General features: G+C 64.8%; 13 protein-coding genes. 6 read left to right on the forward strand and 7 right to left on the reverse strand.

Features of this window, described 5'->3' with window-relative positions; genetic code table 11:
* The first annotated feature begins 41 nt into the window (after window positions 1–41).
* Window positions 42–698, forward strand: a complete 657-nt coding sequence (locus HAHE_RS07305) for a L,D-transpeptidase (protein WP_338689808.1) — start codon at window positions 42–44, stop codon at window positions 696–698.
* A gap of 8 nt (window positions 699–706) precedes the next feature.
* On the opposite strand, the gene HAHE_RS07310 is transcribed toward HAHE_RS07305, so the two are convergent.
* The 3 genes from HAHE_RS07310 to HAHE_RS07320 all read right to left on the reverse strand — a co-directional run bounded on the left by HAHE_RS07310 (window position 707) and on the right by HAHE_RS07320 (window position 2337).
* Entirely contained in the window at window positions 707–1327 is a 621-nt protein-coding gene (locus HAHE_RS07310; protein WP_338689809.1) for a LysE family translocator, read from the reverse strand.
* A gap of 10 nt (window positions 1328–1337) precedes the next feature.
* Window positions 1338–1643, reverse strand: a complete 306-nt coding sequence (locus HAHE_RS07315) for a cytochrome c (protein WP_338689810.1) — start codon at window positions 1641–1643, stop codon at window positions 1338–1340.
* 319 nt (window positions 1644–1962) lie between these two features.
* On the reverse strand, window positions 1963–2337 hold the full coding sequence (locus HAHE_RS07320) for a hypothetical protein (protein WP_338689811.1): 375 nt from the start codon (window positions 2335–2337) through the stop codon (window positions 1963–1965).
* A gap of 174 nt (window positions 2338–2511) precedes the next feature.
* On the opposite strand from HAHE_RS07320, the gene HAHE_RS07325 reads away from it, so the two are divergent.
* A complete protein-coding gene (locus HAHE_RS07325; protein WP_338689812.1) occupies window positions 2512–5352 on the forward strand; it encodes an aconitate hydratase in 2841 nt (946 codons plus the stop codon).
* A 52-nt stretch (window positions 5353–5404) separates the two neighbouring features.
* Here the strand turns inward: HAHE_RS07325 and HAHE_RS07330 are convergent, their stop codons facing one another.
* A complete protein-coding gene (locus HAHE_RS07330; RefSeq protein WP_338689813.1) occupies window positions 5405–5923 on the reverse strand; it encodes a hypothetical protein in 519 nt (172 codons plus the stop codon).
* Window positions 5924–6075: 152 nt separating this feature from the next.
* On the opposite strand from HAHE_RS07330, the gene HAHE_RS07335 reads away from it, so the two are divergent.
* Complete coding sequence (locus HAHE_RS07335) at window positions 6076–6552, forward strand: hypothetical protein (protein WP_338689814.1); 477 nt, start codon at window positions 6076–6078, stop codon at window positions 6550–6552.
* Window positions 6553–6696: 144 nt separating this feature from the next.
* Here the strand turns inward: HAHE_RS07335 and HAHE_RS07340 are convergent, their stop codons facing one another.
* Window positions 6697–8010 (reverse strand): DUF1552 domain-containing protein, encoded by a 1314-nt coding sequence (locus HAHE_RS07340; protein WP_338689815.1) that lies wholly within the window; start codon window positions 8008–8010, stop codon window positions 6697–6699.
* Window positions 8007–10325, reverse strand: a complete 2319-nt coding sequence (locus tag HAHE_RS07345; protein WP_338689816.1) for a DUF1592 domain-containing protein — start codon at window positions 10323–10325, stop codon at window positions 8007–8009. Before HAHE_RS07345 ends, HAHE_RS07340 begins: the two co-directional genes overlap by 4 nt.
* 142 nt (window positions 10326–10467) lie before the next feature.
* Between HAHE_RS07345 and HAHE_RS07350 the strand changes: the two genes are divergently transcribed.
* From HAHE_RS07350 to HAHE_RS07360, 3 genes are all read left to right on the forward strand, one after another.
* Complete coding sequence (locus HAHE_RS07350; protein WP_338689818.1) at window positions 10468–10926, forward strand: nuclear transport factor 2 family protein; 459 nt, start codon at window positions 10468–10470, stop codon at window positions 10924–10926.
* 126 nt (window positions 10927–11052) lie between these two features.
* Entirely contained in the window at window positions 11053–11934 is an 882-nt protein-coding gene (locus HAHE_RS07355) for a TIM barrel protein (protein WP_338689819.1), read from the forward strand.
* 5 nt (window positions 11935–11939) lie between these two features.
* Complete coding sequence (locus tag HAHE_RS07360; RefSeq protein ID WP_338689820.1) at window positions 11940–13484, forward strand: arylsulfatase; 1545 nt, start codon at window positions 11940–11942, stop codon at window positions 13482–13484.
* A 37-nt stretch (window positions 13485–13521) separates the two neighbouring features.
* Here the strand turns inward: HAHE_RS07360 and HAHE_RS07365 are convergent, their stop codons facing one another.
* The gene (locus tag HAHE_RS07365) at window positions 13522–13794 is read right to left on the reverse strand and encodes a hypothetical protein (RefSeq protein ID WP_338689821.1); all 273 of its coding nucleotides are present in this window, start codon (window positions 13792–13794) and stop codon (window positions 13522–13524) included.
* Window positions 13795–13900 lie beyond the last annotated feature (106 nt).

Below are 13900 nucleotides of genomic sequence, written 5' to 3' on the forward strand. Positions count from 1 at the left end.
GCTTGCCGTTGCCGGACGAATGCCCTATGCCCGCGGCGGCCATGAAGATGCTTCTCTTGCTGGCGGCAGCGATCTGCCTCGCGTCCTGCTCCGACCCCTCGATCTCGGGCGTCGAGGTCTACAAGGCCTACGACCGGCCCACCGCCCTGCCCAAGCAGCCGTCCCAAGTCCGGGTGAAGGTCTCGACCGCGCGGCAGCGGGTTTACGTGATGGAAGGATCGACGCCACTCCTGATCATGCCGGTCTCGGTCGGCACTCCCGCGACGCCCACGCCCCACGGAAATTTCCGGATCCTGCGGAAAGTCGCCCGCCACCGGTCCGACGAACACGGCTACGCCTACTCCGGCCAGAAGACCGATCGTTGCTTCACCAACGAGATCCCCTCCGGTTGGTCGTTCAAGGGAACGCCGATGCCCTACTGGTGCGAGTTCAAGTCGGGTCACGCCTTCCACACCGGCTGGATCAAGCACACCCCGTGCACCAACGGCAGCATCCGGATGCACGAGAACCTCGCGCCGAAGTTCTTTCAGCTCGTGAAAGTCGGCACGCCGGTCGAGATCGCCACCACCCAGCCCGAGGACTCGGAGTATGCGAACATCCCGCTGCCACCCGACGCCGGCCCGCTGCCCGACTACGATCCGTTCTACTACATCGGCGACGCGTATTTCACCGACCACAAGTCGCCGAGCTACGACTAGCTCCGGGCTCAGATTACGAGCAGGACGGCCAGCACCGCCAACGTGACGCCGAAAGCGCCGTCGATCCATGGACCCGCTTTCCGGTGACCTTCACGGATCGGCCGCCACTGGAGCACGGCGGCCCACAGCGACCACAGCAGCCAGCCCTGCAGCACGATCACCAGCCAAAGGGCCATCGGCCACCAGCTCGGCCGATCGCCGGCGAGAAACGGAGCAACCACCGCCGCGAGGAAGAACAGGGCCTTCGGGTTGAGGAGGTTGCAGAACAGGCCTCGGAGGTAGGCGCTTCTTTTCCCCGGGGGCTTCGGCTCGACTGTCTTCGAGCCCGAATAGAAGTGCACGAACCACTGCATCAGGAGACCCCAGGCCAGCCATAGCAGGTAGGCCGCCGCCAGCCACTTCAACGAGGTACGCAGCCAGCCTTCGCGCTCCAGCAGCGCCGCGGTGCCCCAGATCCCCAGACTGGCATGCACCGCCAGGCCCGTGCCGATTCCGAGCGCCATCCGCACGCCATTGCCGACGCCTTCGGCCAAGGCCGTGCGGGTCAGCAGCAGCATGTCGGGACCCGGGCTGAATTGCCCGAGCGCCATCACCCCGGCGAATGCCAGCAGTTCGAGGCCGTCGCTCATCCGCGCCCGCTCAGGGCATCTGCTTGGCGGCGAGGATGTAGGCGAGCACCGCGTCCTCGTCTTCCCTGCTGATCCCCGCGTTCCACGCCATCCCGGGCACCACGACGTGCCAGTCGCCCTCCGACGCCTCGCTGGGAAGCATCGGCACATGGCAACGCGAACAATCGGTCTCGTAAATGTGCCGGCCACGCTCGAGTTGCTCCAGCGACACCCCGCTCATGTCCGACATTTCCTGACTCGGCACCGCCGCGGTCTTCGGTTCGGTCGCGCATCCTGCAAGCGCGGCCCCCATCGCCAACAAAAGCCACTTCTTCATGGCTAAGGTTCTAGCAGCCGGACCGTGACTCCATCAAGCTCGGTTCCGCGCACACCAATCGCGCCGCGTCCGACCGCCTGAAGGCGGAACTACGAACCACCGAAGCCCGCCACCAGGGTTTGTAGTTCCCCGTTTACGGGGTCTGGCGATGCGGGAAGCCGAGCGGACGCCAGCGCGTCGGAACCTCCAAGAAATGCCGAAAGCTCCGCAACCGCCTGAAGGCGGAACTACGAACCACCGAAGCCCGCCACCGGGGTTTGTAGTTCCCCGTTTACGGGGTCCCGGAGTCCCGGGCTTCGGCTGACCGAGGCGGCCTGCCTTACCCCTTCACCTTCTTCACCGCCAGCACGTAGGAGAGCACCGCCTTCTCATCGGCCGGCTGCAGGCCCGCATGCTTGATCATTTCGGGCACCGCGTCCTCCCATTCGTCCTCGAAAAGGTTCTTCGGCAGCATGTAGTCATGACACTGCCCGCACTGCAGCATGTAGGTCGAATGCCCGTGCTGCAGCGTGTCCAGCGAGGTCCCGCTGGCCTTGGCCATCTCGGGTGTCGGATTCGGCACCTCGGAGATTCCGCCGACCGCTCCGTCGTCCTCGGGAAGGTCACCCATCGAGCCGCTCGCCGCGCCACCACCGGGAGCACAGGCAGCCAGCGCGAGGATCGAGGACAGCACGGAAAGTCGAAGAATCAGCATTCCCGAAACTATCCGGCGGATGACGGAAATTGAAGCCCGGATTTGCCCGGAACTTGCTGGGCCTATCCTTTTTGACATTTGTGGGGCTGGTCCTACCCTCCCGCCTTCGCCGCGGCGGATCCGATCCGCCCGAAAGGCCCGAAAACGGCCAAAAATCCTTCTTCAGATCGACTCATGGACACACTCCGCACATTCCCCACCGGCTCCGGCACCGAAGGCAAGTTCCACTCCCTCCCGGCCCTCGCCGAACAGGGATTCCCCGATCTCGCCAAGCTCCCGGTTTCGATCCGGATCGTGCTCGAGTCCGTGCTGCGGAACGTCGACGGCCGCAAGGTGACCGAGGACGACGTCAAGAACCTCGCCGGTTACAACGCCAAGTCGCCCGGCGACTATGAGATCCCGTTCACCGTCGCCCGCATCGTCCTCCAGGACTTCACCGGCGTGCCGCTGCTGGTCGATGTCGCCGCCATGCGCGACGCCGCCGTGGCCCGCGGCGCTTCGGCCGAAAAGGTCGAGCCGCTGGTGCCGGTCGATCTGGTCGTCGACCACTCGGTGCAGGTCGACTTCGCCGGCTCGCAGGCCGCGCTCGACCGCAACATGGCGATCGAGTTCATCCGCAACCGCGAACGCTACGAGTTCCTGAAGTGGGGCCAGCAGGCGTTCGAAACCTTCTCGGTTGTGCCTCCGGGCATCGGCATCGTCCACCAGGTCAACCTCGAGTATCTCGCCAAGGGCGTACTTTCGAAGGACGAGGTCTACTACCCCGACACCCTCGTCGGCACCGACTCGCACACGACCATGATCAATGGCCTCGGCGTCGTCGGCTGGGGCGTTGGCGGCATCGAGGCGGAAGCCGGCATGCTCGGCCAGCCGGTCACCTTCCTCGTTCCGGAAGTCGTCGGCGTTTACCTCCACGGCAGCCTCGCCGAGGGCGTCACCGCCACCGACCTCACGCTCCGCGTCACCGAAATGCTCCGCAAGCACGGGGTGGTCGGCAAGTTCGTCGAGTTCCACGGCCCCGGTGCGAAGGCGCTCAGCCTGCCGGACCGCGCGACCATCGCCAACATGGCCCCCGAGTACGGCGCGACCATGGGCTTCTTCCCGGTCGACGGCGAAACGATCAGCTACCTTCGCGGCACCGGCCGCTCCGAGGAGCTCTGCACGACGGTTGAGAACTACTACAAGGCGCAGGGCCTGTTCGGCATCCCGGACAAGGGCGAGTGCGAATACACCGACCTGCTCGAGCTCGACCTCTCGACCATCGTGCCGGCCGTCGCCGGTCCGAAGCGCCCGCAGGACCGCATCGACGTCCCGGCGCTCGGCAGCAAGTTCAACGATCTGTTCACCGCGACGGCAGCCGACGGTGGCTTCGGTCTTTCCGCCGACCAGCGAGGCACCACCGTGACGGTCGACATGCCCGAGCCCGCCGGCTACGCGGTCGGCTCGCTTCTCGAAGCGCCCGAGCCCGGCGCCGCCCTCGACAAGGCGGAGATGACCACCAACCGCCCGGCGCCCGACACGGTCCTCGCCAAGGAAGCCTTCGATCCGATCAAGACGGAGCTGCGCCACGGCTCGGTGCTGATCGCCGCGATCACTTCCTGCACCAACACCTCGAACCCGAGCGTGATGCTCGCCGCCGGCCTCGTCGCCAAGAAGGCCAACGCCCTCGGCCTGACCGTAGCGCCGTTCGTCAAAACCTCGCTGGGCCCCGGCTCGCGCGTGGTTACCGACTACCTCGAGGCCACCGGCCTGCAGAGCGAGCTCGACACCCTCGGTTTCCAAACCGTCGGCTACGGCTGCACCACCTGCATCGGCAACTCCGGCCCCCTCCATCCGGCGATCGAAGGCGCGATCAAGGAAGGCGACCTCGTGTGCGCCTCGGTGCTTTCCGGCAACCGCAACTTCGAAGCCCGCGTCCACGGCTCGATCAAGGCGAACTTCCTGATGAGCCCGCCGCTGGTCGTCGCCTACGCCCTCGCCGGCCGGGTCGATCTCGACCTCACCACCGAGCCGATCGGCAACGGCAAGGACGGCAATCCGGTCTTCCTCAAGGACGTCTGGCCGAGCCAGGCCGAGATCCGCGAGCAGCTCGATGCCGCCCTCAAGCCCGCCGTTTACCAGAAGCTCTACGGCGACGTCGACAACGCCAACCCGAAGTGGGGCGAGATCAAGGGCAGCACCGGCGCGACCTACACGTGGGACGACAAGTCGACCTACATCCAGTCGCCGCCGTTCTTCGAAGGCGCCGCAGGCTCCACCGAGGACATCACCGGCGCCCGTCCGCTCGGCATCTTCGGCGACTCGGTGACCACCGACCACATTTCGCCCGCCGGCGCGATCAAGCCGACCTCCCCGGCCGGCCAGTATCTGATCGCCAACGGTGTCGAAAAGGCGTCCTTCAACTCCTTCGGCGCCCGCCGCGGCAATGACCGCGTGATGACCCGCGGCACCTTCGGCAACGTCCGGATCAAGAACCTGATGTGCCCCGGCATCGAGGGCGGCTACACGCAGTATTTCGGCTCCGCCGAAGTCCCCGCGCCCGACACCGAGATCACCGCGGCCGGAGGCGCCAAGCCGACGTTCATCTACGACGCCTGCATGGCCTACCAGAGCGAAGGCACCCCGCTCGTCGTGATCGGCGGCGAAGACTACGGCATGGGTAGTAGCCGCGACTGGGCCGCCAAGGGCACCCGCCTGCTCGGCGTGAAGGCCGTCGTGACCAAGTCGTTCGAGCGCATCCACCGTTCCAACCTGATCGGCATGGGCGTGCTTCCGCTGAACTTCGTCGACAAGGCCGACTACGAGAAGGTCAGCGGCCTCGTGGACGCGACCTTCGACATCACCGGCATCGGCGGCGAGCTGACCCCGGGCATGGGCGCTACGCTTGTGGCCCACGCCGCGGACGGCACCACCGTCGAGGTCCCGCTCAAGGTCCGCCTCGATACTCCGGCCGAGGTCGACTACTACACCAGCGGCGGCATCCTGCCCTACGTCCTCGACCAGATCCTCGCGTAAGGATTTCCGGAGAATCGGCATTCCTGTCGATTCTCCACGTTCGCGAGCGTGCCTACTTGATCGGGATCCGGTCTCGCCGGACCGCGTCGACGTAGGTCTGCCAATTCTTCACCGGATGGACTTCGCTCGCGGGAATACCGAGCGTCCCGAGATCGAATCCGGAAGCGACGAAGGCGTTCCACTCGGCCTGCCCGAATTCCCTCTGGAGCCTACCCTCGTAGCGGGTGGACCGCCCGTCCGTGGATTCCGCCGCATGCAGATAGAACTCCGGATCTCCGTCGGGCGTCACCGTTCCGGCGGCGTAGTCGACCTTCACCGGCTGCACGAACGTCAGTTCGAACCTCCCCTCGATGAAAGCAACTGTCTGCCACTCGAGGGGCTGGCGCGATGAGCCGAAGCTCACGATGAAATGGTCCACTTGCGCATATTGGGTATGGATCTGCCCCGCGGGAGCAAGCTTCGCGATTCCGTCCTTATGGATCTTGATGTAGTCCCCCATCGAGGCTCCGGGACGGCACGAAGCCAGTCCGCCGGCACAGGCCACGGCGAGAATCGGAAGCCACTTCATCATCGCCGAACCTGACGGCAACCGGCTCGAACGGAAACCCCCGATTTGGAGCCTTCGATCATCGGTCGGGCCCCGACAGGACCACCTTTTCCGGCCCTCACACAATCGCTTGACGGTCAGGGAGCCGCAAACTAGTTAGCATCCGTTAACCAAACATGAAACGGCTCATTTGTCCGCTGCTCATCGCGGCGGTTTTTGTCGGAGGTGCCCAAGCTGGCCCAACCCAGCGTGTCGACCGCAAGTTCGACCAAGCGGACCTGAACAAAGATCAGTTCCTTGATGCCGTCGAATGGCTCAGGACCCAGGGTCGCAGGGCATCGCAGGTTCTGGCCACCTTCCGCTTCAACTGGGCGGACGCGAATTCGGACGACCGCATTGATCGAACCGAGTTCCGGGCATCGCGTGGCGGCCAGGCCGGCGGAAAGCCGGACAAGCTCGAGGCTTTCCAACTGGCTGACGCCGACCACGACGGTTTTCTCGATCCGCTTGAGTTCTCCGACACCCAGCCGTCAACGAACCCTTGGTCGAAAACGCTTAGGGAATTCTCCCGTCGCGATCGCAACGACGACAGCCTGCTGAGCCCCTCCGAGTTCGGTATCCGCCGCTACAACCCGCTGCCCGGGTTGCCGTAAGCGACGAGTCGCGACGAACGACCGGGGGCGGTCGTTCCAGCCCGCTCCCCGGGGTAGGGTCGGGCGCCCTCGCCCGACCGCGAAGGTTCTCGCGGACCGCCGTTCACCTTACTCGGCGGACGACCGAGGCGGTCGTCCCTACCATCAGCCGAGCGCCAGCGCCCCGCCGTCGCAGAACTTCTGCTGGCCGAATACCGGGATGTGGTGACCGAAGGCATGGGCGAGCGACAGCCACAGGCGGTTGTGCGGAACGTTGTCGAACTGCATCGCGCGACCCGCCCGGAAGCCGAGCCCGCCGCCGATCAGTACGAACGGAATGTTGTCGAGCGTGTGGCTGTTGCCTTTGCCCAGCTCGTTCGTCCAGACGATGGTCGTGTGATCGAGCATCGTGCCCTCGCCACCGGGTTCCGGTGTGCTTTCGAGCTTCTGCGCGAGGTTGGCGATCTCACCGCAGAACCAGGTGTTGATCTTGACCAGCTTCTCCTGCGCGTCGGCGTTGTTGTCGGGCTCGTGCGACAGGTGGTGGTGGCCATCGTGAATGTCGAGCCACCGCATCCGGGCCTGACCGACGCTGTTGGTGTACTGGAGCGTCGCTACCCGTGCCATGTCGTTGGCGAAGGCATTGACCAGCAGGTCGCCCTGCATGCGGCTGATCTTCGGGATGCCGTCATTGTCGAGCGCCACTCCGGCTTCGAGCGCCGGCGGCGGGAACATCAGCTGCTGCGTTCCGCTGCTCTGGAGGTCCTGCTCCATTTCCCGGACGAAGGTCGCGTGCTGGTCGAGCAGCTCACGCTCCGACTTGTCGACACGGGAGGCGATCGAGCGAAGATCATCGCGGACCTCGTCGAGCACGCTGCCGAGGTTCTCACGATCCTTCATGCTGCCGTAGAGTCGGTCGAACATCGCGTAGGGATCGCTGAGAGGAGCCAACGGCTGGTTCGGTCCGGCGTACGACTCGCGGGTCCATGGATCCGCCCGGTTGGGCACCGCAACCCCCAGCTCCAGCGATCCGAAACGCGTGGCCGTCTCCGGTCGGGCCTGGAGGAAGTTCCGGATTTCCTGGTCGATCGAGATTCCCCGCGCCCAGCCAGCCGGCTTGTGGCTTCCGCCCTGGATATTGCCCGGCAGAAGCTCGTCGGCGGTGAGCAGGCAGCTGATGCCGCGCATGTGCCCGTCGCCGTCGCCGCGGATCCGGTTGTGAACGCCCTTCAGGGTCATCAGCCGGTTCTTGAACGGCTCGAGCGGCGCGAGGATCCGCTTCAGTTGGAAGTCCGGCCCGATCTGATCCGGCCAGAACTCGTTGGGGATCGTACCGTTCGGCGTGAACACGAAAATGACCCGCTGCGTCCGGGCACCGGGCTTGCCTTGGGCGAGCGACGGCAACGCGGGAAGAAACGGCAACGCGGCGGCGGAAAGGCCGAGTTGGCGGAGGAACTGGCGGCGGCTGGTCAGGTTCATCGACGGGCTTGGTCGGGGTCGGGAATGCCATGGCGGGCGGCCATCGCGGTGATTTCAACGAGCAGATTGCGGACGTTCTGTCCGGACTTGGTGAAGGAGTTCTCGAGCCTGGTCAGCGTATCGTGGCCATACACGGCGGGATTCTGCTTCAGCTCATACTGGAGAAGCTGGCGGATGAATCCCCGGCGGGCACCGGCCGAAGTCGCGGCGTGGTCGGCCAAATCCCGCGGTCCACGCAGCCGCAGCGTCTCGCCTTCCAGCGTGTGGTAGTCGGCCTCGGGGTCAATCGCGCGGTCACCCTCGGTCGTCCGGTAGCGACCCACCGCATCGAAGTTCTCCAGCGTGAAGCCAAGCGGGTTGATCGTCTCGTGACAGGTCATGCAGTTCGCGTCGCGGGTCAATTCCGCGACCTTCTCGCGCATCGTCATCTTCGGGTCGAACTTGTGGTTCTCGAAGGCTATCGCTTCCGGCGGCGGCTTGAGCAAACCACCAAGCAGGTTGCGGGTGACGAACACCCCGCGGTGGATCGGCGATGTGGCGTCCGGGTGGGCAAGCCGCGCCAGCACATAGGGATGCGTGATCACTCCGGCTCGCTGCGTGGCATCGAACTTGACCGGCTGGAACCCGCCACCTTCCGGGACCTGCACCCCGTAGAATTTCGCCAGCCGATCATTGAAGAGGAGATAGTCGGCCTGAAGCAGCTCGCGGTAATCGGACTTTTCGCTCCAGACCACGCGTTCCACGAACAACTCGAGCGAGCGCCGCAGGTCGGCCACCAGCTCGGCATCGAACTCCGGAAACGCCTCGGGATCCTTCCGCAAGTCCCCCTCCGCATCCAGCTTCAGCCAGCGTTGGAAGAACTCGTTCGCCTTCGCCTTGGCCCGGGGGTCGGCCATCAGCCGGCGCGACTGGGCGAGCACCTGATCATGTGACCCGAGCCGGCCTGCCTTCGCCGCCTCGAACAGCTCGCGGTCCGGCAAGGAATCCCAAGCCGCCAATGCCAGCCGCGTCGCCACCGTGAAGGCATCCTTCTCCGCTCCCAGCTCGGGGTAGAGAAAGCGCGGCGACTTGAGGATCAGGATCACAGCGCGCTTCACCGCGCGATCCGGCGGCGTGCCATCGGCGAAGGCACGATCGACGTAGAGCCGGCGCGTTTCCTCGTCCAGCGGACGCCGGAAGGCACGCTCGGCGAAGGTCGCAATGAACGACTTGAGTTTCCGAGCCCGCTCGGGGTCGTTGTCCGGCACGCGGCTCAGGTGCGGCAGTCGTGAGACTACCTGGTTCGCCACTTCGATCGCGGCCTTGGTCGTGGCCTCGTGCCAGTCCTTCGAAATTCCGGTGCCACGCTCGTAGCCCTCGCTGGCATCATCGGCGGGAAAGCGGGTGCTGACCACTCCGACCCGGACCGCCCTCGACGGTGACAGATACGGCGCCCGCAGAACCTCCCACTCTCCACGAGGCGACTTCCACTCGAGCCGGACCATCCCCCGCTTGTCCTTGTATTTGAAGTAGTCGAGCCGGATCGGATAGGCGCGCCCGCCGAGCAGGAACATCCTCGCGGTCTTCTCACGCACTTCGGCGCCGGAGCTGACCCAACTGTCGATGAATGCCGGCTGGCGCTTGGCACCGCTGTCGTCGCGGAAATTCCCGTCACCCTCCTGCTGGTCGCCGTTGAGGTAGAGCCGCGCGCCATTCGGTGTGGCCACCTTGAACTCATACCACCCGGTGGCCGGCGCGAGCAGCGATCCTTCCCACGCGATCGAGAACTGGTCCGCCTTCATCCCCTCGAGCGGCGGTCCCTCACCGAAGTCGAAGGCCAAAGCGCGATCCTCGCGCTCGAGCGCCTTGCGCGCCTTCTTGTTCATCCCGTCCGAATCGAAGTACTGCGCCCTGAGTCCGCGGCCTTCGCCCGGCTGCGTCGGCTTGCCGAAGCTCCCCAGCAAATCGGCGACCGACTCGCGGAACTGACGGTTGGTCAATCGCGCGAATGCCGCCTCGGGAAGCGGCTGCCGTTTCGCCCTTGCCTCTGCCGAATAAAACGTGCCGTAGATGTAGTCCGCTACCCGCTGCGACTCCGCGGCGTCGAGAAGCTCCGGCTCGCCCTCGGGCATCTTGCGGTCGATGTAGCGGGCCAGCGACTCCAAGGTGCGCTCGCCGTAGAGAGGCTCGTCGACCTCGTCGGGATTCCCCTCGCCGTCCTTGCCGTGGCAGGAAGCGCAATGCTCCGCATAGATCGCCTGACCCGATACCGCCGGCTCCTGCGCGGGCAGAAAGCCCGCGAGGCCCAGCAGAATGCAGCAGGGAATCCGACGCATCACATCGGCTCATACGAAACCTAGCCCCTCATTTCTTCGCGGGATTTGCGTCAACCCCGCCCGCCTTTCCGGCAGCCCGAACCCCTTTCACTCCCCGTTTCTGATCGTCGTTCCACGGGATACCGGCTAGCACCCTTCCTTCATGAGACTTGGATTCATGCTCGTCCCGGCGCTCGCGCTGGCATCCTGCTCCCGCCCCGCAGCGACCGAACGGAAACCCACCGAAGCGGAGATGAATGCGATCAACGACGCGCTCGTCGCCGCCTACGTCGCGGAGGATGTCACGACGCTCCGCGACATGCTCTCCGACCGACATATCCACAACAACGTGTTCGGCACGCGCCTGACCAAGGACGAATTCCTCAGCGACATCGAAACAGGCATCCTGCAATTCGAGTCGTACGAAACACCCGAGATCGAGTGGTTCCTCGACACCGACCTCGCGGTCGCCACCGGCACGATCCACGCCAAGGCGATCCGCGACGGGAATCCGGTGCCGGCGGACACCTTCACCTTCACGAGGGTCTTCGCGCGCGAAAACGGCGCGTGGAAGGTGCTCCTGTTCCAAAACACGATGGTCCGCTCCCAACCGGGCCCGTGACAGGCGGACCAAGGAGACGGCGTTATCTCGTCATTCCGAGGTCAGTATCCTCCCGCCCGGACGTAAATGCCTGCATCCCCGGCCCACCCCGGGACATTCCCCCACCAGCCACCCGCAAACCCGACCATGCCTGACCGACGCGCTTTTCTGGGAACCCTCGCCGCCTCCGCACTGCCGCTTTCCCGGACCCTCGCCGCGGAGGAAAAGCCGAAGGGAATCCGGCAGGTGATCGCCGCATGGCCGTTCTTCAGCGCCGCCAAATGGAGTCCAGCCGACCTCGTCCACCACGCCAAGGCACTCGGCGTCGCCGGTGTCGAACTGTTCCCGATCGAAGAATGGCCGCTTCTCAAAGAAGCCGGGCTCGTTTGCGCAGCCACCAAATCGCACACCTTCGTCCGTGGCATGAACCACAAGGGTCATCATGCGGAATGTTTCGACGCGCTGACCAAGGCGATCGTCGCCACCGGTGAGTGGGGCTTTCCCAACGTGATGACCTTTACTGGCATGGCCGACACCTCCGACCAACCGAACGGCGGCGTGGTCGACCCCGAAGAAGGCATGCGCAACTGCATCGAGGGCTACAAGAAGATGGCCGCCCTCGCAGAGAAACACAAAGTCTCGATGGTGCTCGAGCCGCTCAATTCGCGGGTCGCCGAAGACATGAAAGGCCACCCCGGTTACCAAGGCGACCACATCGACTACTGCATGGAGATCGTTCGTGCCGTCTCCTCGCCCGGACTGAAGATCCTTTTCGACGCCTACCACATCCAGATCATGGACGGCGACCTGATCCGTCGCTTCGAGAAGTATGCGGAGTTCGTCGGTCACGTTCAGGTGGCCGGTAATCCGGGCCGGGGATATCTGGGGCCGGACCAGGAGATCCACTACCCCGCCTTGATGAAGACCATCCTCAAGTCCGGCTACTCCGGTTACGTCGGACACGAATGGATCCCCGGCGAAAACCCCCTGGAGGAACTCAAGCAATCGATCGAAGCCTGCAACGTCTGAAACTCATGAAATCCCTGCTGATTCTCTTCCTCGGCCTCGCCGGCAACGCGCTGGCGTCGCCGGCCGACGGCTCCAAACCCAACATCATCTTCATCCTCTCCGACGACATGGGGTGGAACGAACCCGCCTTCAATGGCGGCAAGGCCGAGTGGACCCCGCATATGGACCAACTCCGCAAGGCCGGAGTCAGCCTCGACCAGTTCTACGTCCATGCGGTGTGCTCGCCGACGCGGGCAGCCTTCATGACCGGCCGGTATGCGTTCCGCACCTGGGCCGACTGGAGGTCGGAGGACTTCGGCAAGCCGAGCTACCTCGCCATGCTCGACATGAAGCTCGCGAAGAACGAGGCCGGCGACGACACCCGCCGAATCCACGGTCTCGCCACCGAGGAACGCACCGTGGCCGAGGCCCTCAAGGAGGCAGGCTACTTCACTTCGATCGTCGGCAAGTGGCACTGCGGCGAATGGCTGCCGGGCCAACTGCCGATGGGTCAGGGTTTCATGCACCAGTACGGCCACTACGGCTGGGGCATCGATTACAACAACAAAACCATCCCGCACAACGCGCCCGCGCGCTACGCGGTGTACGACTGGCACCGCAACCAACAGCCGATCCTTGAACCCGGCTACAGCACCGACCTGATCGCCAACGAAGCGGTTCGCGTGATCGCCCAGCACAGGATGAAGCAGCAGACCTCCGGCGAGGCACAGCCGCTCTTCATGTATGTCGCGTTCAACGCCATTCACGGACCGCTTGAAGAGATTCCGCGCTACACCGATCGATACGAGAAGCGCTACGCCGCGCTGAAGTGCCTCGACGACGCGGTCGGGCGGATCGTCGAAGCGGTCGACCAGTGCGGCTACGGCGACAACACGCTGGTCATCCTCGCCAACGATAACGGCGGCCTCACGCCGGAGCAGAACGCCCCCTACCGCGGCACGAAGAACACCAACTACGAAGGCGGGGTCCGCGTGCCATGCGTGATGCGGTGGCCGGGCAAGCTCGAGGCCGGTGGCACCAACTCCGCCATGATGCACGTGACCGACCTGTTCCCAACCTTCGCCACACTGGCCGGAGCATCACTCGAACAGGAACGCCCGCTCGACGGTATCAACATGACCGAAGCGCTTTTCGCCGGCGCCGAAAGCCCCCGCGAAGAGATCGTCTTTGAAATCACCGGCAGCGTTCGCCCGCCGTCGATGCGACGGGGGAAATACAAGCTCGTCGGCAAGGAGCTGTTCGATCTCGAAGCCGATCCGTCGGAGAAGACCGACCTCGCCGGCAAGCTTCCGGAGATCGCGAAGGAACTATCCTCCCATCTCGACACCGTCAGCAAGCAACGCCCGCCGCTCGAAGGCATGGACCGGCTCATGAGCCCGGCCCTTCCGTGGGTCTACGGTCAGGAGGAAAATGCCAACGCTCCCGACTGGCTCAAGGAACTGGTCAAGCAGGTCCGCGCGACCCAACCGACCGAGTGGGCACCCGGAACCACCCCGTGGCCCCAGGCCCCGAAAGACGGCAAGATCATCTACACCGGAGACGGGCGGTGAGAGACGAGAGTTCGACCTCAATGAAAAAGGTGCGGACCTACCGACTGCTAAAGAAGTCCGCGAGGATGACGAGTAACACGACAGTTCCGAGTCCGCCCATGATCAACCAGAAGATCACGCGACCCATGCCGTGCTTCGGTTTCCCCGTGCGACGGCTCTTCTGAATGTCGCGAACTGCCACGATGGACACGATGAGCGCCAGAGGCGCCGGCACGATCACAAGGCTGATCAGGCCGAGATAGCCGGCGGCAATGGCCCATCCCGAGCGGCCGACCGGCAGCAGCATCCGCATGCCGACGTCGTCGCCCATGGCTGGTTGGGAAGAGCCTTGGGGCATCGGTGGCGGAGGTTTGGGATCGTCCACGATTCGAGAATCATCCGACGTTCCCCCACCGCCCCGCAACTTGGAAATGGTG

Origin of the sequence: Haloferula helveola (genome assembly GCF_037076345.1) — a bacterium.
GTDB lineage: Bacteria > Verrucomicrobiota > Verrucomicrobiia > Verrucomicrobiales > Akkermansiaceae > Haloferula > Haloferula helveola.

Bases quoted from the DNA above. Each gene is read 5' to 3' on its own strand.
- HAHE_RS07305 (WP_338689808.1), top strand. From the start codon at position 42: ATGAAGATGCTTCTCTTGCTGGCGGCAGCGATCTGCCTCGCGTCCTGC.
- HAHE_RS07310 (WP_338689809.1), bottom strand. From the start codon at position 1,327: ATGAGCGACGGCCTCGAACTGCTGGCATTCGCCGGGGTGATGGCGCTC.
- HAHE_RS07315 (WP_338689810.1), bottom strand. From the start codon at position 1,643: ATGAAGAAGTGGCTTTTGTTGGCGATGGGGGCCGCGCTTGCAGGATGC.
- HAHE_RS07320 (WP_338689811.1), bottom strand. From the start codon at position 2,337: ATGCTGATTCTTCGACTTTCCGTGCTGTCCTCGATCCTCGCGCTGGCT.
- HAHE_RS07325 (WP_338689812.1), top strand. From the start codon at position 2,512: ATGGACACACTCCGCACATTCCCCACCGGCTCCGGCACCGAAGGCAAG.
- HAHE_RS07330 (WP_338689813.1), bottom strand. From the start codon at position 5,923: ATGATGAAGTGGCTTCCGATTCTCGCCGTGGCCTGTGCCGGCGGACTG.
- HAHE_RS07335 (WP_338689814.1), top strand. From the start codon at position 6,076: ATGAAACGGCTCATTTGTCCGCTGCTCATCGCGGCGGTTTTTGTCGGA.
- HAHE_RS07340 (WP_338689815.1), bottom strand. From the start codon at position 8,010: ATGAACCTGACCAGCCGCCGCCAGTTCCTCCGCCAACTCGGCCTTTCC.
- HAHE_RS07345 (WP_338689816.1), bottom strand. From the start codon at position 10,325: ATGCGTCGGATTCCCTGCTGCATTCTGCTGGGCCTCGCGGGCTTTCTG.
- HAHE_RS07350 (WP_338689818.1), top strand. From the start codon at position 10,468: ATGAGACTTGGATTCATGCTCGTCCCGGCGCTCGCGCTGGCATCCTGC.
- HAHE_RS07355 (WP_338689819.1), top strand. From the start codon at position 11,053: ATGCCTGACCGACGCGCTTTTCTGGGAACCCTCGCCGCCTCCGCACTG.
- HAHE_RS07360 (WP_338689820.1), top strand. From the start codon at position 11,940: ATGAAATCCCTGCTGATTCTCTTCCTCGGCCTCGCCGGCAACGCGCTG.
- HAHE_RS07365 (WP_338689821.1), bottom strand. From the start codon at position 13,794: ATGGGCGACGACGTCGGCATGCGGATGCTGCTGCCGGTCGGCCGCTCG.